This is a genomic window from Saccharothrix sp. NRRL B-16348, from assembly GCF_001280085.1.
In the GTDB taxonomy this organism is placed as follows: Bacteria; Actinomycetota; Actinomycetes; order Mycobacteriales; family Pseudonocardiaceae; genus Actinosynnema.
The window spans coordinates 277229-299384 of record NZ_LGED01000001.1 but is presented as its reverse complement, the minus strand read 5'-3'; the positions used below and the strand labels follow the sequence as shown (position 1 = coordinate 299384).

Annotated in this window: 19 protein-coding genes and 1 pseudogene; 7 read left to right on the top strand and 13 right to left on the bottom strand. The window is 70.5% G+C overall.

Annotated features, from left to right (window positions below; all coding sequences use genetic code 11):
• Nucleotides 1-54: 54 nt before the first annotated feature.
• The 8 genes from ADK67_RS01480 to ADK67_RS01445 form a co-directional block, all read right to left on the bottom strand.
• Nucleotides 55-1107 (bottom strand): LLM class flavin-dependent oxidoreductase, encoded by a 1053-nt coding sequence (locus ADK67_RS01480; RefSeq protein ID WP_053714493.1) that lies wholly within the window; start codon nt 1105-1107, stop codon nt 55-57.
• A 55-nt stretch (nt 1108-1162) separates the two neighbouring features.
• Nucleotides 1163-3763 carry a replicative DNA helicase gene (gene dnaB / locus ADK67_RS01475; protein WP_053714492.1) on the bottom strand — a complete coding sequence of 867 codons (2601 nt, stop codon included), beginning with the start codon at nt 3761-3763 and terminating at the stop codon, nt 1163-1165.
• A 412-nt stretch (nt 3764-4175) separates the two neighbouring features.
• Nucleotides 4176-4634, bottom strand: a complete 459-nt coding sequence (gene rplI, locus ADK67_RS01470) for a 50S ribosomal protein L9 (RefSeq protein ID WP_053714491.1) — start codon at nt 4632-4634, stop codon at nt 4176-4178.
• A gap of 13 nt (nt 4635-4647) precedes the next feature.
• Nucleotides 4648-4887 (bottom strand): 30S ribosomal protein S18, encoded by a 240-nt coding sequence (rpsR, locus tag ADK67_RS01465; protein WP_015805710.1) that lies wholly within the window; start codon nt 4885-4887, stop codon nt 4648-4650.
• A 53-nt stretch (nt 4888-4940) separates the two neighbouring features.
• Entirely contained in the window at nt 4941-5438 is a 498-nt protein-coding gene (locus tag ADK67_RS01460) for a single-stranded DNA-binding protein (RefSeq protein ID WP_053714490.1), read from the bottom strand.
• Nucleotides 5439-5448: 10 nt separating this feature from the next.
• Complete coding sequence (rpsF, locus tag ADK67_RS01455; protein ID WP_082403153.1) at nt 5449-5790, bottom strand: 30S ribosomal protein S6; 342 nt, start codon at nt 5788-5790, stop codon at nt 5449-5451.
• 127 nt (nt 5791-5917) lie between these two features.
• Entirely contained in the window at nt 5918-6841 is a 924-nt protein-coding gene (locus tag ADK67_RS01450) for a trypsin-like serine peptidase (RefSeq protein ID WP_053714488.1), read from the bottom strand.
• An 84-nt stretch (nt 6842-6925) separates the two neighbouring features.
• Nucleotides 6926-7930 carry a hypothetical protein gene (locus tag ADK67_RS01445; RefSeq protein WP_053714487.1) on the bottom strand — a complete coding sequence of 335 codons (1005 nt, stop codon included), beginning with the start codon at nt 7928-7930 and terminating at the stop codon, nt 6926-6928.
• Nucleotides 7931-8086: 156 nt separating this feature from the next.
• Here ADK67_RS01445 and ADK67_RS01440 point away from each other — a divergent pair, with 156 nt between their 5' ends.
• From ADK67_RS01440 to ADK67_RS01425, 4 genes are all read left to right on the top strand, one after another.
• A complete protein-coding gene (locus ADK67_RS01440; protein WP_053714486.1) occupies nt 8087-8857 on the top strand; it encodes a deoxyribonuclease IV in 771 nt (256 codons plus the stop codon).
• Nucleotides 8854-10269: a glycosyltransferase family 87 protein gene (locus tag ADK67_RS01435; protein ID WP_053714686.1), complete on the top strand. Its 1416-nt coding sequence runs from the start codon at nt 8854-8856 to the stop codon at nt 10267-10269. Before ADK67_RS01440 ends, ADK67_RS01435 begins: the two co-directional genes overlap by 4 nt.
• A 153-nt stretch (nt 10270-10422) precedes the next feature.
• Nucleotides 10423-11295 carry a helix-turn-helix domain-containing protein gene (locus ADK67_RS01430; protein WP_063797472.1) on the top strand — a complete coding sequence of 291 codons (873 nt, stop codon included), beginning with the start codon at nt 10423-10425 and terminating at the stop codon, nt 11293-11295.
• Between the two features lie 14 nt (nt 11296-11309).
• Nucleotides 11310-11528, top strand: coding sequence for a DUF397 domain-containing protein (locus ADK67_RS01425; RefSeq protein WP_053714484.1), 219 nt, complete (start codon nt 11310-11312; stop codon nt 11526-11528).
• Here ADK67_RS01425 and ADK67_RS01420 read toward each other — a convergent pair.
• From ADK67_RS01420 to ADK67_RS01410, 3 genes are all read right to left on the bottom strand, one after another.
• A complete protein-coding gene (locus ADK67_RS01420; protein ID WP_063797465.1) occupies nt 11485-13092 on the bottom strand; it encodes a glycosyltransferase family 87 protein in 1608 nt (535 codons plus the stop codon). The genes ADK67_RS01425 and ADK67_RS01420 overlap by 44 nt on opposite strands.
• 147 nt (nt 13093-13239) lie before the next feature.
• The gene (locus ADK67_RS01415) at nt 13240-15846 is read right to left on the bottom strand and encodes a transglycosylase domain-containing protein (protein ID WP_269435969.1); all 2607 of its coding nucleotides are present in this window, start codon (nt 15844-15846) and stop codon (nt 13240-13242) included.
• A gap of 328 nt (nt 15847-16174) precedes the next feature.
• Nucleotides 16175-16579 carry a DUF5318 domain-containing protein gene (locus ADK67_RS01410; protein WP_197289222.1) on the bottom strand — a complete coding sequence of 135 codons (405 nt, stop codon included), beginning with the start codon at nt 16577-16579 and terminating at the stop codon, nt 16175-16177.
• Nucleotides 16580-16746: 167 nt separating this feature from the next.
• Here ADK67_RS01410 and ADK67_RS01405 point away from each other — a divergent pair, with 167 nt between their 5' ends.
• Together ADK67_RS01405 and ADK67_RS01400 are read left to right on the top strand one after the other, a co-directional pair.
• Nucleotides 16747-17292 (top strand): PadR family transcriptional regulator, encoded by a 546-nt coding sequence (locus tag ADK67_RS01405; protein WP_053714483.1) that lies wholly within the window; start codon nt 16747-16749, stop codon nt 17290-17292.
• Nucleotides 17293-17333: 41 nt separating this feature from the next.
• Nucleotides 17334-18425 (top strand): inositol-3-phosphate synthase, encoded by a 1092-nt coding sequence (locus tag ADK67_RS01400; RefSeq protein WP_053714482.1) that lies wholly within the window; start codon nt 17334-17336, stop codon nt 18423-18425.
• Between the two features lie 52 nt (nt 18426-18477).
• Here ADK67_RS01400 and ADK67_RS01395 read toward each other — a convergent pair whose 3' ends face one another.
• Nucleotides 18478-19206: an SDR family NAD(P)-dependent oxidoreductase gene (locus tag ADK67_RS01395; RefSeq protein WP_053714682.1), complete on the bottom strand. Its 729-nt coding sequence runs from the start codon at nt 19204-19206 to the stop codon at nt 18478-18480.
• Between the two features lie 10 nt (nt 19207-19216).
• Complete coding sequence (locus ADK67_RS01390) at nt 19217-19858, bottom strand: HAD family hydrolase (protein ID WP_053714681.1); 642 nt, start codon at nt 19856-19858, stop codon at nt 19217-19219.
• A gap of 166 nt (nt 19859-20024) precedes the next feature.
• On the opposite strand from ADK67_RS01390, the pseudogene ADK67_RS01385 reads away from it, so the two are divergent.
• Nucleotides 20025-22053, top strand: a pseudogene (locus tag ADK67_RS01385) (PhoX family protein).
• The last annotated feature ends 103 nt before the right edge of the window (nt 22054-22156 follow it).

Genomic DNA, 22156 nt, shown 5'->3' with positions numbered 1-22156 from the left:
CGGGAAGTTTCCTGTCCGAGGCGGGCTCGGCGCTCGTGGTGGTGCGGGGTCCGCTCACGTGAGGAGATCGGCGAGCCGTGCCATCTCGGTGGGCGGGTCGACCACCGGCTGGATGAGGAGTTCGGCGATGCCGGCCTGCTCCAGGGCGGTGACGCGGGTGCGGAGGTCGTCGCGGGTGCCGACCAGGGCGAGGGCGTTCATCAGCGAGGGCAGGACCAGGTCGCGGTCCCGGGGTGCGATGCGGCCGAGGTAGCCGGGGTAGAGCTTGGTGTGCCGGTCCGGCGCGGTGGCGGTGGTGCCTCGCCGGTCGAGCAGTCGCCGCACCGCTTCGCGTTCCTCGGGGCCGAGCCGCTCGGCGAACGAGGGTGTGTCGGCGGCGGTGTCGGCGGCGAACGCCAGCAGCGACAGGACGAGGTGGCCGGTCGCGTCGCGGGCCGCGTCGCTGCGGGGGTCCTCGCCCTCGTCCAGCACGTGGAGCGCGGTGACCACGTAGGAATCCGTGGGTGCGCCGGGGTGTCGGGCGGCGCGGCGGCGGGCGTCGTGCAGCACGTGCCAGGCGGCGGGGTCCAGCAGGCCGAAGGAGATGAGGCCGGTGCCGAGGCGGCCGGCGACGGCGGCGGCCTTCGGTCCGAGCGCGGCCACGACGAACTCGATCGGGTCGGTGGTGTTCACGTGCGCCCCGGTGCGCGGGAACCGGATGTCGCGGACCCGGTCGCCTTCGCGGTACCCGGTCGACCGTCCGGCGCACAGGTCCTGGAGCGCGGCGGTGAACTCCTCGAGGGTGGCCGCCGTGGTCGGCGGCATGCCCAGGGTGCGCCGGGCGGTGTTCCCGGTGCCGACCCCGCAGATGATCCGGCCCGGCGCCAGGGCGTTGAGGCTGGCGAACCCGCTCGCGGCGGCCGGTACGGAGCGCAGCGCCGGCGAGGTCACGCCGACGCCGAGCCTGATGCGGCTGGTGGCCTTCGCGCACAGTGCGAGGGCGACGAAGGGGTCGCCGTGGACCATCGGGGTGTCGTTGACCCAGAAGCTGCGCAAGCCCAGTTCCTCGGCCAGCACGGCGAGCTCCTCCACACCGGGCTGTGCCGTGACCACGACGCCTGCGCGCACGATGCCTCCGACGTGCTGTCGTTGCTCCGGCCGGCCGGGTGGACCCGGGCCCCCGTCAGCCCTGGGCGAGGTCGGCGAAGCGGCTGTAGTGGAGCTGGTGGGCGACGGTGATGGTGGCCGTCGGGCCGGCGCGGTGCTTGGCGATGATCAGGTCCGCCTCGCCGGCGCGCGGGTCGTCGCGTTCCCACGCGTCCGGGCGGTTGATCAGGATCACCATGTCGGCGTCCTGCTCCAGCGAGCCGGACTCGCGCAGGTCGGACAGCTGCGGTCGCTTGTCGGTCCGCTGTTCCGGGCCTCGGTTCAGCTGGCTGATCGCGATCACCGGCACCTCGAGCTCCTTGGCGATCAGCTTGAGGTTCCGGGAGAACTCCGAGACCTCCTGCTGGCGGGACTCGGTGCGCTTGCCCGACGACATCAGCTGGAGGTAGTCGACCACGACCAGCCGCAGGTCGTGGCGCTGCTTCAACCGCCGCGCCTTGGCCCGGATCTCCATCATGGTCAGGTTCGGCGAGTCGTCGACGAACAGCGGCGCCTCGCTGATCTCGCTCATCCGCCGCGCCAACCGGGTCCAGTCGTCGTCGCTCATCCGCCCACCGCGCATGTCGCCGAGCCGGATGCGCGCCTCGGCCGAGAGCATGCGCATGACGATCTCCGTGCGCGACATCTCCAGCGAGAAGATCGCGCTGGTCAACCCGTGCTTCACCGAGCACGACCTGGCGAAGTCGAGCCCCAGGGTGGAGTTGTGGGTCGGGATCATGGATCGTCCGGCCAGGTACAGGTGGTCCTCGTTGTCCACTTCCACGCACCGCACCGGCACACTCGGGATCGGGCGCACGTCGACGATGAACCGCGACCCCGTCCGAACCACGTTCCGGGCACGCCGCCGTTCCTTCAACGTCAGCCGCTTGCGCTCGATGCCGAACACGTCGTCATCCGTACCGAAGGTCAAGGTGTACGCGGTGGAGGTCAGTTCGCTGCGTCCGCGGACCGGTTTGGTGCTGATCGAGCACCGGTAGCCGAGGCTCACCACGAGTTCGCGAACGTCCTCGGCCAAGCGTTCGTTGGTCACCGAGAACTGCACGGACCCACCGGCCGTGACGGTGCCGTCGGTGTCGAGCAGCCCAGCGAGCAACGCCCGCCGCTGTGCGACGGATGCCCGCAGGTAAGCCGACGGGACGTGCTTGTCGCCCAGCACGCCGAGGCCTCGCAGGAGCGCCTGGACGGTGCCGTGGTCGTGGTGGCAGTCCTGGCATCGGCGCATGCCGGACGACGGCGCGCCGCAGTCCGGGCAAGTCGGCGCGGGCACGGGGCTCGACGTGAAGCGCGACTTGCCGCCGCAGCTGCGACCGCAGGTCTTGACCTGCGTGGTCTTCGGCGTGAAAGCAGTGCCGCAGACGACGCACTCGCGCACGTCCGAGGTGTTCGCCGTGGGCAGTTTGATGCTGTAGAGCAGCCCGCCCCGCGGCACCACGTCGTAACCCTCGGCCTCGATGTTCCACACGATCTCGGGGTCAGCGGTGGTGATCCTGGAGCTGGCGGAATGGCCGTCGCCCAGCCACGCGCCGAGCGTGTACGGACCGATCGGCAGCGACGCGTCGGGCAGGTCCAGTGCCCGGGTGTTGACCACCGAGTGGTTCAGCCGGCCGTCCGCCGTCTCGCACCGCAGGGTTACGGCGATCTCCCGGGTGGTGCGGATGCCGTTCGCAACCCGTTGCCCGCGACCCGGCCGAGCCGCGGCCTCCTGCGCCGAACGACGTGACCCCCTGGTCTCGGTGAGCCATTGGTGCTCGGCATCGGCCACGACCACGGAGCCATCCGAGAACTCGACCTCGTAGCACGGCCTGCCGTGCATCACGTCGGTCGCGGCTACCACGGTCGTCGGCCGACCGTCCGCACCGATGAGCAGGTCGCCGACGGCGACCTGACCCATGGTCGTCCACCCGGTGGGGGTTGCCAGCGGGGTCTCGAGCGCGAGTGCCTTGCCGACGCCCGGCCGGGCCGCGACGATGATCATCTGACCGGGGTGCAGGCCGTTGGTCAGCTCGTCCAGGTCCGCGAAGCCGGTGGGGATGCCCAGCGACGAGCCGCCGCGCGAGGCGATGGCGTCGATCTCGTCCATGGTCGGCTGGAGCAGCTCCTCCAGCACCACGTAGTCCTCGGTGGTGCGGCGCTCGGTGACCTCGTAGATCGCCGCCTGCGCCCGGTCGACCACCTCGTCCACGTCCGCGCCCTCGGCGCCGTTGTAGCCGAGCTGCACGATCCTCGTGCCCGCCTCGACCAACCGCCGCAGCACGGCCTTCTCCGCCACGATCTCGGCGTAGTAGGAGGCGTTGGCCGCTGTCGGCACGGTGGCGATCAGGGTGTGCAGGTACGGCGCGCCGCCCACGCGCAGCAGCTCGCCGCGGCGTTCGAGCTCGGCGGACACCGTGATCGGGTCGGCCGGCTCGCCGCGCCCGTACAGGTCGAGGACGCAGTCGTACACGGCCTGGTGCGCGGGCCGGTAGAAGTCGTTGGGCGCCAGGACCTCGACCACGTCGGCGATCGCGTCCTTGCTCAGCAGCATCCCGCCGAGCACCGACTGCTCGGCGGCGAGGTCCTGCGGCGGCTGCCGTTCGAAGCCGGGCTCGGCCATGCCCCGGTCGTCCACCAGCGCCACCGTGAGCTCACCCCAATCTGCTGCCGTGCGGATGTTGTACCTCGTGGGTCCGACAAAGTCCGCCACGCCACGCCCCGTGGTCCAGCGACGCTAGAGCCACCTGGATGGCGTAGGCAAACCCACCTGTGGACAACTCGGTGGACAGCTTGGGGATGGCCGCGTCCAACTGACCACAGGCCTGGGGAAACCTGTGGACAACCTGGGTACAACTCGGGCCCAGACAAAAGTTAGGCTAGGTCAAGCCCTGTGGATAAGTTTGTGGAAAAGTCATGCGTCACACCTTCGGCGTGTCGCGTGTAACCGCCGGCACGGCGTGTCGCGCGCAACGTGTCACAAGAGTTGTCCACAGCCAGACGTGCGAAAGCGCCGCCCGACCAGAACACCTGGTCGAACGGCGCTTCCGGGAAAAACGTCAGACCGCGCTCGCGACCTCGACCGAGAGCGACACGGTGACCTCCGGGTGGAGCCGGACGTTCACCGAGTGCTTGCCGAGGGTCTTGATGTGACCCGCGATCTCGACGGCCCGCTTGTCCAGCGCGGGACCGCCGGCCGCACGCACGGCCGACACGACGTCGGACGAGGTGACGGAGCCGAACAGCTTCTTCGAGCCGGCCGCGGACTTGGCCTTCAGCGTCACGGAGCCGAGGCCCTCGAGCGTGGCCTTGATCTCCTTGGCGTGGTCCAGGTCGCGCACCCGGCGCGTGTCCTGCGCCCGGCGGATGACCTCGACCTGCTTGGTCGCGCCCTTGGTGGCGAGGATCGCCAGGCCGCGGGGCAGCAGGTAGTTGCGGCCGTAGCCGTCCTTGACCTCGACGATGTCGCCGGGGCCACCGAGGCCGGTCACGTCAGCGGTGAGGATGAGCTTCACGATGCCGTCCCCTTTCTCAGCGAGCCGTCGAGGTGTAGGGCAGCAGCGCCATCTCGCGGGCGTTCTTGACGGCGACCGCGACGTCGCGCTGGTGCTGGGAGCAGTTGCCGGTGACCCGGCGGGCGCGGATCTTGCCCCGGTCCGAGATGTACTTCCGGAGCAGGGTGGTGTCCTTGTAGTCGATCAGGTTGGCGTTCTTGTCCTTGCAGAACGCGCAGACCTTCTTCTTGGGCTTGCGCACAGGCGGCTTGGCCATGTGTGAACTCCTGGGTATTACGCAGTGAAGTGTGGAGTGGACCGGTGCCGGGTCTAGAAGGGGGGCTCGTCGGCGAAGCCACCGGAGCCGGCCGGGGGCGCGGAGCCCCACGGGTCGTCGGCCGGTGCGCCGCCGCCGCCACCGCGAGACTGACCGCCGCCGCCGAAGCCGCCGCCGCCGTCTCCACGGCTGACCTTGTTGACCTTCGCGGTCGCGTAGCGCAGCGAGGGGCCGATCTCGTCGACCTCAAGCTCGATGACGGTGCGCTTTTCGCCTTCCTTCGTCTCGAAGGAACGCTGGCGCAGCCGCCCGGAAACGAGCACGCGCGAACCGCGGGTGAGGGACTCGGCCACGTTCTCCGCGACCTGCCGCCACACGTTGCACCGCAGGAACAGCGCTTCGCCGTCCTTCCACTCGCCGCTCGCCTTGTCGAACGTGCGCGGAGTGGATGCCACGGTGAAGCTCGCCACCGCGGCGCCGGACTGGGTGAAGCGGAGTTCGGGATCGGCGGTCAGGTTGCCGACCACCGTGATCGTCGTCTCGCCTGCCATGTCGGGGCTCCTAGGCCTTGGCCGCGGCCTTGGCGGCGATCCTCGCCGCGGTCTTCGCGGCCTTGGCGGGATCGCGCCGGATGACCTTCGTCCGGAGCACCGTCTCCTGCAGGCCGAGCTGGCGGTCCAGCTCCTTCACCGCGTCGGGGCTCGAGATCAGGTCGAGGACGGCGTAGATGCCCTCGGCGTTCTTGTTGATCTCGAAGCTCAGGCGGCGCTTGCCCCACACTTCGACCTTCTCCACGTTGCCACCCGTGGTGCGGATGACGTTGAGGAACGTGTCAAGGGACGGCGCAATCGTGCGCTCGTCGAGACTGGGGTCGAGGATGACCATCACTTCGTAATGACGCATGAAGACCACTCACCTCCTGTGGACTCGGCGGCCACGGACGTTCCGTGGCAGGAGGGTCGTCGCGTCAGCAACCCGTGAAGGGTAACAGGCCGCCGGCGCACGCTTGCCGGCGGCCTGTCCGCGCAGGTCAGAGCGCCCAGGTGGTGAGGTTCTGGTGGACCTCGGGGATGATCCGGGTGCCCCGGTTGTGGGTGCCGTGGCCGTACGCGTGGATGGCCACCGCGCAGTACGTGGCGCAGCCGGTGTTGTAGACCGGCGAGCCGCTCTGCCCGCCGATGGTGTCCAGCAGGTAGGCGAGCTGGCGGGCGTTCGTGCTGGTCACGGTGTTGGACGTGAACCACTGCGTGCCGGAGGGCTTGTCCTGCGGGTAGCCCGCGGTGCTGACGGTGGTGCCGTTGAGCGAGGCGGCGGACGTGTTCAGGCCGAACCAGCCCGTGGTGTTGCCGATGGAGCAGGTGAGCTTGAGGGCGGCGTAGTCGTACTCCGTGCTCCCGCCCTGGATCCACCCGGCGACGCTGTAGGCGTTGGACACGCCGCAGCTGCCGTACGGCGACGAGGTGCCGTTGCGGCCGGGGTACACGGTGAAGTTGGTGTTCCACGCTGCAGCGGAGACGTTGTAGACGCAGTGGCCCGCGGTCGCCACCGCGTCCGCCGCGTACAGCCAGCCCGTGCACCAGCTCGTCGTGCCGCTGGGCTTGGTGTAGGTGAAGCGGACCGTGGCGCGGGCCGGGTAGGTGGTCGTGTCGGTGACCTGGACGCGCTCGTCCGGCGCGATGACCGACTGGGTGGAGAGCTCGTCGGGGTTCACCGTCGGCGGTTCGGGCCTGGCCACTCGGCGCACGCCCTCGGCGTCGGACAGATCACCGGTGCCGGCGAACCCGTCGCTCGCGCCGGGATCGCCGGCTATCCGTTTGCCGATCGACCCGACGCGGCCGTCGCTGGAGACGGGCGTGTTCGGGTCGAGGACGGGCGTCGCGGTCGCGGTCGGGGCCGAGGCCAGGGTCAGGGACAGGCACAACGCGGCGAGCGCGGGAACGGTTCTGCTGATCATGTGAGGAACGCTCTCAGCGCGGCCGGCGGCTGGACAGCGAGCAGACGCACGAAGAACCGGTGACCGGTTGGTCCGGATGGGCCCTTACGCCGAGGCGACGGCTCGGCGCAGCACCCAGGTGCGCACGAGGGCGCCCGTCACGCACGACAGCAGCAGCACGGCCAGCAGCACGGGAGCCCCCACGCCGCCGCCCATCCGGCCGGAGCCGGGCAGCGCCTGGGCACGGCCCGCGGTCTGCACGCCGTCGGAGTCCGCGCCCGGCACGCCGTAGCCGGGCCGGTAGCCGCTCACCCCGCCGCCGTACCGCACGCCGGGCGACGGCGCGTACCGGCCGGGCACGGCGAACGGCAGGGAGCCGTAGCTGAACAGCGGCACGCGGCCGAAGTTGCCGCCCCACGGGTTCGAGCCGTACAGCGGCACGTCGAGCGCGCCGACGCCGCCGACCGGGCTGTTCGCCGGCGCCTGGCCTGCCGGGCTGGTGCCGGGGTTCGAGGTGCCGGGGTTGGTGCCCGGCTGACCGGTCTGCGGCGGCTGGTTCGGCGACGGCTTGGTGCCGGGCAGACCCGGGAGTTGGCCGGTGGCCTGCTCGGAGGCGTCCGCGAGCGCCTTCGACCCGTCCTGGACGGGCGCTGCCGCGGCGTTGACGCCCTGCACGGTGACGCCGCACAGCTTGGTCAGCTCGGCGCGCACACCGTTGGAGAGCGTGACGATGATCGGGCCGAGCAGCGGCAGCTTGACCAGCTCGGCGTTGACCTTGTTCGCGATGTCGCCGCCGGTGATGACGCCCGAACCGGTGGGGATCGCGCCGATCGCGATGGGCGGCAGCGCCGAGAACGCCTGGCGGAACGGTTCCGCGAGCGGCGGCCCGAGCAGCGGGACCGCCCGGATCAGCTGCAGGATCGGGTCGAGCACCGCGACCGGGCTCAGCGCCACCGGGGTGCCCGGCGCGCCCTGCACGGTGGTCGCGCAGCTGCCGACCACGACGGGTTCGGCGGCGACGGCCGAACCGGAGCCCGCCGCGGCGCCGGCCGTGCCGACCGCGAACACGACGGCCGCCGCGCTCACCAGGCGAGTGAGCCGGATCCGCATGTCTGGCCTCCTGGCGTGCCGGCGGCGTACTCGGTTTCCTACTTACAAGTAACGAGCGTAGGTGCTGATAGTGACGCGGACCATCCCCCTCGATGACAATTTTGGTATCGGCGGCCGTCGGCGGTGCGTTTCCGCGCCCGACTACCCTGCACAGTCATGCGAATCGGGGCTCACGTCCGCGACGACGACCCGCTCGGCGCCGCCGTCGACCGCGGCGCCGACGTGGTGCAGTTCTTCCTGGCCGATCCCCAGGGGTGGAAGGCGCCCAAGCCGCACCCGCAGACCGAGGGGTTGCTGGCCGCCGACCTGGACGTCTTCATCCACGCGCCGTACCTGGCCAACGTCGCGTCGCTCAACAACCGCATCCGCATCCCGTCGCGGAAGATGGTGCTGCAGCACGCCGAGGGCGCGGCCAAGGTCGGCGCCAAGGGCCTGATCGTGCACGGCGGGCACGTCGCCAAGGGCGAGGACCCGGGCGACGGCATCGCCAACTGGCGCAAGATGTTCGAGCGGCAGGCGGACAGCGGTGGCTTCGCGGTCCCGATCCTGATCGAGAACACCGCGGGCGGCGAGAACGCCATGGCGCGGACGTTCGACATGCTCGGCAGGCTGTGGGACGCGGTCGGCGAGTTCGGCGCCGGGTTCTGCCTCGACACCTGCCACGCGTTCGCCTCCGGCGAGGACCTGGTCGGCATCGTCGACCGGGTGAAGGCCATCACCGGGCGCGTCGACCTGGTCCACCTCAACAGCTCCCGCGACGAGTTCGGCTCCGCGCGGGACCGGCACGCCAACATCGCGTCCGGCACCATCGACCCGGAGCAGCTGGTCGCCGTGGCCGCCGCCGCCGGCTCGCCGGTGCTGGTCGAGACACCCGACGAGGGGCAGGCGGCGGACATCGCGTTCCTCCGCGAGCACTTGGGCCGCTGAGCGTGACCCGGGAGGTGGTGGCCGTGCCGGGGCGCGCGGACGCCGGGTCGTCACCGCCGCGGTTCGGCCGGGTCGCGCTCGCCGCGGTCGTCCTCCTGTGCGGGCTGACGATGTTCGCGGGTTTCCTGAACAAGGACCGCTGCACCGGACCGGAGTTCGACCAGTGGGGCCGCAGCGCGCCGGACTACGAGAAGCGCAACAAGGCCGAGGTCTGCTACTCCGACATCCAGCACCTGTGGATCGGCCGTGACATCGACCGGCACGTGTTCCCGTACGTCAACGGGAGCATCACCAGCCGGGGCGTGCTGGTCGGGGGCGTGGTCGAGTACCCGGTGCTGACCGGCCTGACGATCTGGGCGGGTGCGATCCTCGCGCACGACGACGCCGCGTTCCTGCTGTTCTCGGCGCTGCTGATGGCGCCGTTCGGGCTGGCCACCGGGTGGCTGCTCGGCAAGCTGAGCCGGTGGCGCGCGCTGATCTGGGCGCTGGGCCCGCCGATGGTGCTGTACGCGTTCCACAACTGGGACCTGCCGGTCGTGCTGTGCGCGGTGGCGGCGGTGTACGTGGCGCACCGCGGTTGGGGACGGCGGGAGCGGCCCCTGGTCGACCGCGCCGTGGTCGCGTCCGTGCTGCTGGGCATCGGGTTCGCGTTCAAGATCTACCCGGCGATCTTCGTGCTGCCGCTGTGCCTGTACGTGCTGACCGGCGGCCCGGGCGGCCGGTGGCTGCCGCGCGGCGCCCGGTACGACGTCGTGGGCGCGGTGCGGGTGGCGCTGGCGGCCCTGATGACGGTGGTGCTGGTCAACCTGCCGTTCGCGGTGGCCGGGCTGGAGGGCTGGAAGGCGTCGTTCGCGTTCCAGGGCCTGCGGCGGGTCGACATCACCACGAACTCGATCTGGTTCTGGTCGATGCGGCCGTTCATGTCCGACGCCGCCATGCAGTCGCTGGTGGGCGTGCTGTCACCGGTCGCGATCGTGCTGTCGTTCGCGCTGGCGTGTTGGCTCGGCTGGCGGCGGTACCTGCGCGAGGGCAGCTACCCGTGGGTGCCCGTGTCGGCGGCGATGCTGTGCGGTTTCCTGCTGCTGCACAAGGTGCACTCGCCGCAGTACACGCTGTGGCTGGTGCCGATGTTCGTGCTGCTGCGGGTGAACTGGGGCTGGGTGGCGGCGTACTTCGCGGCGGACCTCGCGATGGGCGTCGGCATCTTCCGGTGGTTCTACGCGATCGAGTTCGGCGAGCCGTCCGGGATCTACGACGGCTTCGCGGCGCAGGCCGTGGTGATCGGCGTGTGGGGCCGGGCGGCGCTGCTGGTGGCGCTGTTCCTGGTGTTCCTGAAGTCGGAGACCACGTTCACCGACCACCTCACGCCCACCCGCCGCCGGCCCCGCCCGGCTCCCACCGCAAGCGCGTGACCTGCGGAAAGCGTTGCGCGGACGCACTGTTGGAATATTTCGATTGGAATTCCGCCTCTTTCGAGTGAAGTCGGACCGCCAAGGTGGTTCCGATTCGGGCCCGAGGCCAAGGTGATGGTCATCCAACCGCCGGGTTCGAACGGAGGCATCACCATGACCGCGCCACGGGGGAGCACTTTGCGCAGGCGGCGACTCGGGCACGAGTTGCGCCGACTGCGCGAGGAGGCGAACCGCACGCACCTCGACATCGCCGGAATCCTGCACTGCCAGCAGAGCCGGGTGTCGAAGATCGAGGCCGGGCACCTGCGGATCCGGCCCGCCGAGGTCAAGGACGTGCTCCGTTACCTCGACGTGCCCGAGGACCACTGGGACGGCTTGGTCACCTTGGCCAAGGAGGCGAACCGGCGCGGTTTCTGGAGCAGCCACGCGGACGTCATGTCCCCCAGGTTCATGACCTACGCCAACCTGGAGGCCGAGGCGACGCGCGTGCTCTTCTACCAAGCCGAGGTCGTTCCAGGCCTGATGCAGACCGAGGCGTACGCCAATGCGGTGAACACCGCGACACGACCGCGAGAAGACATCGACCCCGAGCGCTACACCGAGGTCCGACTCGCCCGCCAGGAACGGGTCCTCAAGGGCGACCTGGACCTCTGGGCGGTGTTGAACGAGTCGGCCATCCGCCGGGTGGTCGGCGGCGAGCAGGTGATGCGTGAGCAGTTGCAGCACCTGCTTGAGCTGGCGCACCAACCGTCGATCACGTTGCAGGTCTTGCCGTTCTCGGCCGGGCAGCACCCGGCGATGAGCGGGCCGTTCGTGATCGCCCGGTTCGCGGATCGACGGCAGGACCCGGACGTGATCTATTTGGAGAACCAGACCGGTGGCCTCTTCATGGAGGACAAGCCGGAGATCGAGCGGTATAACGTCACGTTCGACCGGTTGATCGCGGACGCGTTGGACGTCGGGCGGTCGGCGAAGCTGATCGGCCGGGTGATCGACGAGCTGTCAGGGGAGACGATCCCCTACTGACCTCAGGGGGCGGCATGACCTCGACTTGGCGCAAGAGCAGCTACAGCACTGCGGGCCAGAACTGCGTCGAGGTCGCGTGGCGCAAGAGCACGTACAGCACTGCTGGTCAGGAGTGCGTCGAGGTCGCGCACGGCGAGAGGTCGGTCGGCCTTCGGGACTCGAAGAACCCCGAAGGCGACCGGCTCGCCGTCACCCCACGGGCGTGGCGGAGTTTCCTGGCGACGGTGCGCTGACCGCCTTCGCCCGTCGGCCGAACCGCAGCGCGAACCGGTCCGGCGCCTCGTCGACGAACCCGCCGCACGGGTCGTCGTCACCGGCTTGGCGCACCTTGTCCAGCGCCGGCCGGTAGATCTCGCGCACGATGAGGCAGCACAGCACGATCACCGCGACGTCACGCGCCACCACCGCGCCGAGGAACCAGTCGATCGGCAGGCCCTTGTTGTCCACGCCCAGGTAGAAGAGCATCCGCGGCACCCACACCAGCGCGTCCACCGCCATCCACGCCAGCAGCAGCTTCCACCGCGGCAGCGCCAGCACGGCCAGCGGCACGAGCCACAGCGAGTACTGCGGGCTCCACACCTTGTTCGTCAGCAGGAACGCGGCCACCACGAGGAACGCCAGCTGCGCGAACCTCGGCCGGCGCGGCGCGGACATGGCCACGAACCCGACCGCCGCGCAGCACACCAGGAACAGCACCGCGCTGACCGTGTTCAACACCTCGGGCGCCTGCCCGTGCGCGAGACCCGGGTCGAAGCCGGGCCACCCGGTCCACTGCGCGATCACGTTGTAGAGCGAGTCGGGGTCGACGCCGCGCTCGGTGTTCAGCCGGAAGAACTCGCGCCAGCCGTCCGGGTAGAGCCACGCGATCGGCGCGTTCACCAGGCCCCAGGTGGCCAGCGTCGCGCCGAACGTGGTCCACCCGGCCCGCAGCTTGCCCGCGCGCCAGCACAACAACAGCAACGGCCCGAGCAGGAACAGCGGGTACAGCTTCGCCGCGCCGCCCAGCCCGAGCAGCACGCCCGCCAGCACCGGCTTCTTGCGCGCCCACGCGAGCATCCCCGCCGTGGCGAACGCGGTGGCGAGCGTGTCGAAGTTGGTGAACGCGTGCACGATCACCAAGGGCGACACCGCCACCATCACCGCGTCGTACGGGCGTCGCCTGGCCAGCTGCGCCACCGCGTAGGCGGTCACCAGCCACGCCAGCGCCAGCCACAGCGCGGTGATGTTGAAGTACACGATCACGGTCATGGGGTTGGGCAGCCACCCGGACGAGGCGATGACCGTCCAGCCCTGCGCCATGCGCGCGTTGAGCAGCTGGAACATGCCCGTCAGCACGGGGTACTCCATGTACCGCACGTGCGCCGTCGGCTTGCCCTCGTCGTCCACCCACGACGTCTTGTAGGGGAACGTGTCCGGCTTGTCCAACCGCTCCGCCGTGTACAGCGGCACGGTGTCGGAGTAGCACATCGCGGTGAACTGCTTGCTGCCGCGCCAGTCGAGCTGCACCACGCCGTTGTCGTCCACGTACTGCTGCACGCACGGCGACTTCTGGAACCACGCCAGCGCCAGCGTCACCACCGCGAACAGCAGCACGACCCGCAGCGGCGTCCAGAACCACTGCCGCCCGACCGACGCGTGCTTGCCGACGGGGCCGCCCAGCGGCTTGCTCGCGGCCCGCGCCAGCGGCTCGGTCCACGTCGGGTTGACGCGCTCGTCGGGGCTGAGCGAGTCGGTGTCGTCGGCGTTCGCCTGCGAACCGTCGGGGATCGCCTGCGAGTGCTGCGAAGGGCTGGCCACGGTGACGGATGCTACGGGCAGGGGTCAACGGAAGTTGTGAGGTCGTCACGAACCCGCGTGGATCGTCGCGCCCGTTCCCCGGCCCGCACGCGAAGAGGGGCCCGGCGCTCGGCCGGACCCCTCTCACGCGTTCACTGGCTTCGGGCGCTAACCCGTTGGCGGACTACCGCCACCACCGATCGGATCAGGGTCGTTCTCCGCCGTCGTGGTGGTCGTGGGCGGGCACGCCAGCCCGATGCACGTGGGACGGGTGCGCGTCGTCGTGGTGGTCGTGGACCGGGTCGTGGTCGGGTCGGTCGTCGTCGAGCGCTTGTCGTCGTCCTTCTTCTGCGTGGTGGTCGTCGTGGTCGTCGTCGTGGTCTGCTTCGGCTCGTCGAACTCGTTGAGCTTCCGCGGCTTGGGGAACGGCTCGGGCTGCGTTCCCGCCAGCGACTTGTCCATGAACTTCTTCCAGATCTGACCGGGCAGGCCACCACCGAAGATCGGGTTGCCCTTGTTGTCCTGCAACGCCACGTTGCCCTCGTCGCGACCCAGCCACACCGCCGCCGACAGCGACGGGGTGTAGCCGACCATCCAGGCCTTCGAGTTCTGGCTGGCGTTGTCGGGCAGCTCGTGCGTGCCGGTCTTGCCGGCGCACTCGCGGCCCGTGCACGGGATCTTCGCGTACGTCAGGACGGGCTTGAGCGACTCGGTGACGTTGTCCGCGATGTCCTGGTTCATCTGCGGGTCCGGGTCGAACGCCTGCCGCGACACGTCGACGTGCTGGTAGACCGCCTTGCCCTCGGCGTTGGTGATCTTCGAGATGAAGAACGGCTCGTGGTAGATGCCGCGCGCGGCGAACGTGGCGTACGCCGAGGCCATGTCGAACGGCCTGACCTGCGCCTCGCCACCGCCGATCGCGATACCGACGTTCGGCGGGCCGCCGTTCTCGTTGACCAGCAGGTTCTTCTGCACGCCCTGGACCTCGACGGTCTTCGGGATGCCCGCCGCGTGCGCGGCGTCGGCGACCGGCTGGGTGCCGATCTTGATCACCATGTCGTAGAACACGGTGTTCAGGGACATCTCCATGGCCTTGCGGATGGAGCACTTCTCGCCGCAGGTGTTCCTCGGGTCGGACGCGTTGCGGATCGTGATGCTGGTGCCGCCGAGCTCGAACACCTTCGGCGACCGGCCGTCGTAGGTCGAGCCGAGGCCCTTGCCCGCCTTCAGGGCGGCGACCAGGTCGAACGGCTTGAACGACGAGCCGGCCTCTTGGAGCGTGTCGGTGGCGTAGTCGAGGCCCGTGCCGTCAGCGCCCGCGTAGTACGCCTGCACCGCGCCCGTCTGCGGGTTGATCGCGGTCAGCGACGACCGCAGCTCCTTGGGCTGCGGGCCGAGGACCTCGTCCACCGCCTGCTCGGCCGCCAGCTGCTTCGGCGGGTCGATGGTGGTGTGCACGGTGACGCCGACCGTCTGCGCCTTCTTGACGTCCCACTCGACCTTGTCCATCTCCTTGAGGATCTGGTCGCGGATGTGGAGGCGGGGACCGGCCAGACCGGACTCGTCGGTCTGCGGCACCGGCTCCGGGAACGGCTGGGTCTCGCGGTAGGACGGCTCGATCCACTTGTACTCGAGCATCTGGTCCATCACGTAGTTCCAGCGCTCCAGCAGGTACGCGGGCTGCCAGTCGCGACCGGGGTTCTGGATCATGCCCGCCAGCAGGGCGGCCTGCGAGTCGGTGAGGTTCTTCAGGTCGTCGTGACCGAAGTACGCCTTCGCCGCCGTCTTGATGCCGTAGGCGCCCTTGCCGAAGTAGATCGTGTTCAAGTACGCGGTCAGGATGTCCCTCTTGTCCTGCTGCTGCGACATCTTGTACGCGGTCACGGCTTCGGTGAACTTGCGGCTCAGCGTCATGTCCGACTGGTCGGTGGCCTCTTTGACGTACTGCTGGGTGAGGCCCGAGCCACCGCTCTGCTCGCCCTTGAGCTGGTACCAGCCGGCGCGGGCGATGGCGGTCAGGTCGAAGCCGACGTTCGTCTCGAACGTCGGGTCCTCCGCGGCGAAGACGGCGTGCTTGATCGACTCCGGCAGGTCCTCGTACTTGACCATGGTCCGGTTCGCCTCGCCGGGGGCGTACTTCGTCATCACGGAGCCGTCGGCGTAGAGGATCGTGATCGCCTTGCCCTGCTCGGCCGCGAGGGCCTCGGGGTTCGGGACCTCGACCACCTGGTAGGCGATGGCGAACGCGACGACCGGCGCCAGCAGCATCAGCCCGAAGGCCACGTAGGTGGTGCGGCGCACGCGGCGCCAGATCTTCTTGCGGCGCACGGCGCGGGCCTCCTCCTCGGTCAGCTCCTCGTCGTACTCGTCGTCGTAGAACGGCTCGAGCTCGACCTCGTCCTCGCGGTGGGTGAGGAGCTCGGGCTCGCGCGGCGTGGACTGGTACACGGGCGGCAGCAGGTCCGTCGGCTCCTCGCCGGGACGCCGCGGAGGGGTACCCGGGCCACCTGGCCTGCGCGGACCACCAGGACCACCAGGACCGCCGACCGGTGGACGGCCGCCGGGAGGCACGGGACCTCCGGGTCGGTGCACGCCACCGGGGGGCGTGGGTGGTCGCTGGCCGGGGCCGCCGGGCACGCTGCCCGCGGCGGACGTGCCGCCGGGACCGGTCGGCGGGCCACCCGGCCTGCCGTGGGGGCCGGGCGCGCCGGGACCGGCGGGTCGGCGGGGCGGCGGGCCGCCGCGGGGGATGCCGCCGGGCGGCGTGCCACCCACCGGTGGACCTCCGCCCGGGGGCGTGGCCGGACGGGAGAACCCGCCCGGCGGGGTGCCGTGCCGAGGGCCGGGGCCGTCCATCTGAGCGCGCGCGAAACCACCTGGCGGGGTGTTCGGACGCTCCGGCTGATCCCCGGCTCCGTGGCGCGGTGGGTGCCCGCCGCCGTCCGGGTCCTCCCCGGTCGGCCATTGCGGCTCCGCGCCACGATGCCTGTCGTCATGCTGGTCGTTCACGAAATGGCCTCCCAGACCGGCGTGCCGTTGCACGCGGTTCGGTGGTCGTACGCCGCTGCTCCTCGCCGGAGCGGCGCCCGTGGTCGGAGCAGGTTCACTCCGCCGCGGTCCTCCTGCGTGGCTTGCGAGTGTTCAGGCCACGCGTTCCCAGGACGTATGACTGCACCAGGTGGTTCCAACTACATGTGCGGCAAACTTCGACCACGTACACGGTGAACTCCTCGTAGAGGGTCGCCATGCGGGCCAGCTCATCGGCGGTGCGCGCGGACCCGGCCGCGTGCTTGAGCTCGTCGCCGTAGACCCAGGACACGAGGGTGAGCGGTTCCTTGCGGCACACCGGGCACGTCACGTCGCTCGGCCGGCCGTGGAACTTCGCAGCTCGCAGCAGGTACGGGCTCGCGTCGCAGACCTCCATCGTGCCCACTCGGCCCGCGTAGACCTCCGCCAGCAGCGCACGGCGCTGCAAGGCGTAGTCCACGACCTGGCGTTGGGTCGACACGACGACCAGAGTACGTGCCGCCCCAACCGCGTCGATGGGCCGTTCAGGGCAGTGGGCCGAAGGCAGGGGTCGCTGTGTGGCACGCGACACTGCGTCGGCGTGCGCGGATGTATCGCACCGATATACTGAACACACCCATCGGCGCTCACCGGAGCGAGGAGGTGCCCGTGCTGGAGTTCGCGATACTCGGCCTGCTGCACGAGGCGCCCATGCACGGCTACGAGCTGCGCAAGCGCCTGCACGAGCTGCTGGGTGCGTTCCGCGCGTTCTCCTACGGGACGCTGTACCCCACGTTGCGCAAGTTGCAACGTGGCGGCCTCATCGTCGAGGAAGTGCCCGAGGACGACTCGGCCCGGTGGGGCCGTCGGGCGCGCAAGGTCTACAAGCTCACCGCGGAGGGCAAGGAGAGGTTCGCCGAACTGCTGGTCAACGCCGGGCCGCAGACGTGGGACGACGACTCGTTCGGCGTCCACCTGGCCTTCTTCTCCCGCACCCCGGCCGAGATCAGGATGCGCATCCTGGAGGGCCGCAGGCGCCGTGTCGAAGAGCGCCGCGAGGGGCTGCGCACCTCGTTATCGGCTACGAGCGAACGCATCGACCGGTACACCCGGGAGCTGCACCGGCTCGGGCTCGAGAGCACCGAGCGCGAAGTGCGGTGGTTGAACGAGCTGATCGCCCATGAACAGGCCGAACAGCGCGAGCGGGACCAATAACCCCCCGAATACGAGCACGGAAGAACTAAGGAGGACTCGGCATGGGCGACAACCGCCGCACCGTTCGAGTGGCCATTGTCGGGGTCGGCAACTGCGCGGCGTCGCTGGTGCAGGGCGTCCACTACTACCGCGATGCCGACCCGAGCACCCGCGTGCCCGGTCTGATGCACGTCCGGTTCGGCGACTACCACGTGCGCGACATCGAGTTCGTCGCCGCGTTCGACGTGGACGCCAAGAAGGTCGGCGCGGATCTGTCCGAGGCCATCGGGGCGAGCGAGAACAACACGATCAAGATCGCCGACGTGCCGCCGCTGGGCGTCACCGTGCAGCGCGGTCACACGCTCGACGGTCTCGGCCGGTTCTACCGGGAGACCATCGAGGAGTCCGACGAGCAGCCGGTCGACGTGGCGCGGGCGCTGCGCGACGCCGAGGTCGACGTGCTGGTGTCGTACCTGCCGGTCGGCTCGGAGGAGGCGGACCGCTTCTACGCGCAGGCCGCCATCGACGCCGGTGTGGCGTTCGTCAACGCGCTGCCGGTGTTCATCGCCTCCGACCCGGAGTGGGCGGAGAAGTTCCGCGCGGCGGGCGTGCCGATCGTCGGCGACGACATCAAGTCGCAGGTCGGCGCCACCATCACGCACCGCGTGCTGGCCAAGCTGTTCGAGGACCGCGGCGTCCAGCTGGACCGGACGATGCAGCTCAACGTGGGCGGGAACATGGACTTCCTGAACATGAAGGAGCTGGAGCGGCTCGAGTCCAAGAAGGTCTCCAAGACGCAGGCGGTGACCTCGCAGGTCGACCGCGACCTCGGCAAGCGGAACGTGCACATCGGGCCGTCCGACTACGTGGCGTGGCTGGACGACCGCAAGTGGGCGTACGTGCGGCTGGAGGGTCGCGCGTTCGGCGACGTGCCGCTGAGCCTGGAGTACAAGCTCGAGGTGTGGGACTCGCCGAACTCGGCGGGCATCATCATCGACGCGGTGCGCGCCGCGAAGATCGCGCTCGACCGGGGCATCGGCGGCCCGATCCTGTCGGCGTCGTCGTACTTCATGAAGTCGCCGCCCGTGCAGTACTCGGACTCCGCCGCGCACGAGGCGGTCGAGGCGTTCATCCGCGGCGACGTGGAGCGCTGACCTCCGCGGACAGGCCCCCTGCACCCGGTCCGGGCGCAGGGGGTTCGCCGGGTCAGCGCTTGGACAGCCGCAGCGACTGCCACGAGCCGTCGGCCGTCCAGCCGCCGTCCACCGGCAGCGCGACGCCGTTGATGAAACCGCTCCGGCTCGGGTCGGCCAGGAAGGCGACGGCCTGCGCGATGTCGTCGGGCGCCGCGAACCGGCCCATCGGGACGTGGTCGGTGATGTCGGCGTCGTCGTAGTGCCCGCCGGCCTGCGACTCGACGTCCATCTCGGTCTTCACCCAGCCGGGGCACACCGCGTTGACCCGGACACCGCGCCCGCCCCACTCCACGGCGAGCGTGCGCGTCATGCCGATCAGCCCGTGCTTGGTGGTGTTGTAGACGGCCCGGTCGGCGACACCGCGCAACCCGGCCACGGACGCGATGTTCACCACCGCGCCCTGCCCGCGGGCCAGCATCACCCGCCCCAACGCCTGCGTCAGCAGGAACGGCCCGGTCAGGTTGACCGCCACCATCCGCTCCCACAGCTCCAAGGACGTGTCCTCGAACGGCACGATCCCCGCGATCCCGGCGTTGTTCACCAGCACGTCGACCCGGTCGCCCACCCGCTCGACCACCCTGGCCACGTCGTACGGCGACGACACGTCGCCCACCACGCCGCCCTCGGTCTCCGCGAGGTCGAACCCGACCACCTCGTACCCGTCCGCGCGCAACACCCGGGCCACCCGCAACCCGATCCCCTGCGCCGCCCCGGTGACCACCGCAACTCGTCGCTCCATGGTGGGCACGCTAGGGCGTCGGCAGCGCGCCGGGCAGGTCCGACAGCCGCCGCAGCACGGTGACGTGCGCCAACACCGCCGGATCCGGCGGGAAGTGCTCGTTCGGGACGGCGTAGACGGTCATGCCGGCGGACAGGGCGGCGCGCAGGCCGTTGGTCGAGTCCTCCACCGCCGCGCTGTGGGTCGGGTCGACGCCCAGCTTCGACGTCGCCAGGAGGTAGACGTCCGGCGCCGGCTTGCCCGCGCCCGCCTGTTCGCTGGAGATCGCCACCTGGACGACGTCGGTGAGGTCGGTGGCGGCGAGGAACGACTTGATCAGGACCGGCGGTGACGAGCTGGCGATGGCGACCGGGTAGCGGGACGCCACCTCGCGCACGACGTCCACCGCGCCCGGCAGCACGGGCGGGCCCTCGGCGTACCGCTCGGCCATCTCGCCGATCACGCCCGCCGCCGCCTCGGCCGGTGTCAGCCGCACGCCGACCTCGGTCACCAGGTACGTCGCCCACTCGGGCGTGCTCATGCCCTGCATCGCCCTGGTCGCCGCCGGCCGCCACGTGCCACCGTGCCGGGCGGCGAAGGCTTGGCGCACCTCGTCCCACATCCGCTCGGAGTCCACCAGCACGCCGTCGAGGTCGAACACCACCGCATCCACACCCATGACCGTAGTGCGGGCCCAGTCGCTTCGTCATGCTCAGCAATTGGCCGGGGCCGGCCGCGGACCGAAGTGATTCCCGCCGGCGAGGACTTGCCGGGTTAACAACGGGTGAACGCCGGCCTACTGTCGGTTGGTCCCGTACTGACCGTAGGAGGCCACCGTGGTGCGTCACCTTCCCCTGCTGGCCAACCACTCCGCCGGCCGCGCGGCGATCACCTGCGAGTACCGCTGCGGCGACGCGTGCTTCCACGCCGTGCCGAACACCTCGGGCAACCCGTACTTCGGCGACCTGGTCGACCGGCGCACCGCGATCAAAGCGGCGGTGATCGTCGCCGCCCTCGGCGGTGGCGCGGGCAGTGCGGCAGCGGAACCCCGTCCCACCGAACCGCGTCCCGCCGGCCTGGACTTCGAACCGGTCGCGCCGAACACGCTCGACGCCGTCGTCGTCCCCGAGGGCTATCGCCAGGAAGTCGTGATCCGCTGGGGCGACCCGCTCTTCCCCGACGCGCCGGAGTTCGACTTCGACCGCCAGACCGCCGCCGCGCAGGCCCGCCAGTTCGGGTACAACTGCGACTTCGCCGCGCTGCTGCCGCTCGACCCGACCGGCCGGACGAGCCTGCTGGTGACCAACCACGAGTACACCGGCGAGCCGTTCATGTTCCGCGGCTACGACGCCGAGCACCCCACCCGCGAGCAGGTCGAGATCGCGTGGGCGGCGCACGGCCTGTCCGTCGTGCAGGTCCGCCAGTCCGGCGACGGCCGCCTGAGCACGCGGTTCTCCCGCTACAACCGCCGCATCACGGCCACCACACCGTTCCGGCTGACGGGTCCGGCGGCGGGCTCGGACTACCTGAAGACCTCCGCCGACCCGACCGGCACGAAGGTGTTGGGCACGCTCAACAACCGGCACGAAGGTGTTGGGCACGCTCAACAACTGCGCCGGCGGCGTGACGCCGTGGGGCACGATCCTGTCCGGCGAGGAGAACTTCAACCAGTACTTCGGCAACGCCGACGCGCTCGCCGACCCCCGCCTGACCCGCTACGGCATCACCGGCACGGCCACCACCCGCAAGTGGGAGCGGTTCGACAAGCGGTTCGACCTCGCCCAGGAGCCCAACGAGGCCAACCGGTTCGGCTACGTCGTCGAGATCGACCCGACCGACCCCGAGTCCACACCGGTCAAGCACACCGCGCTCGGCCGCTTCAAGCACGAGTGCGCCAACGTCCGCGTCGCCGGCGACGGCCGGGTGGTCGCCTACTCCGGCGACGACGAGCGGTTCGAGTACGTCTACAAGTTCGTCTCCACCGGCAAGGTCCGCCGGGGCGACAGCAAGGCCGCCCGCCGGCACAACATGACCCTCCTCGACGACGGCACGCTGTACGTCGCCCGCTTCACTGGCGACAGCCCGCCCGCCGAGATCGACGGCTCCGGCACGCTGCCCTCCGACGGCCGGTTCGACGGCCGCGGCGAGTGGATCCCGCTGGTCAGCGGCACGCGGTCGTTCGTGCCGGGCATGACCGCCGAGGAGGTCTACGTCTTCACCCGGCTCGCCGCGGACAAGGTCGGCGCGACCAGGATGGACCGACCGGAGGACATCCAGACCCACCCGCGCACCGGCGTCGTCTACCTCGCCCTGAGCAACAACGTCGACCGCGGCAAGGAGGGCAAGGAAGGCGCGACCGAGCCGAACCCGCGGGTGGCCAACAAGCACGGCCAGGTGCTGGAGCTCGCCGAACGCGGCGGCGACGCCCTCGCGCTCACGTTCACGTGGAACCTCATGCTGGTGTGCGGCGACCCGGCGTCGCCCGACACCTACTTCGCGGGCTACGACAAGACCCGCGTGTCCCCGATCTCCAGCCCCGACAACGTGGCGTTCGACCGGCACGGCAACCTGTGGATCTCCAGCGACTCGGGCGGCGCGCTCAACGGGTACAACGACGGCCTGTACGCGGTGCCGGTGTCCGGGGCGCAGCGCGGGCGGCTCCAGGCGTTCCTGACCGTGCCGCGCGGCGCGGAGACGTGCGGGCCGGTGATCGGCGAACGCGTGGTCACGGTGTGCGTGCAGCACCCCGGCGAGGTGGACGGCGCGAGCGCGGACAACCCGGTCTCGCACTGGCCGGACGGCGGCGACTCGCAACCCCGCCCGGCTGTGGTCGCGGTGTGGCGGGAACACCACCGCATCGGTGCGTGACCGCCCGGCGACACGCGGTGTGAGCTGGTGGTTTCGGCACGCTAACGATCGAGGAGTTCGCCTCGCGTTCACTTCGAAGTCCGCTGCAGGTGGGCTTGCCCTC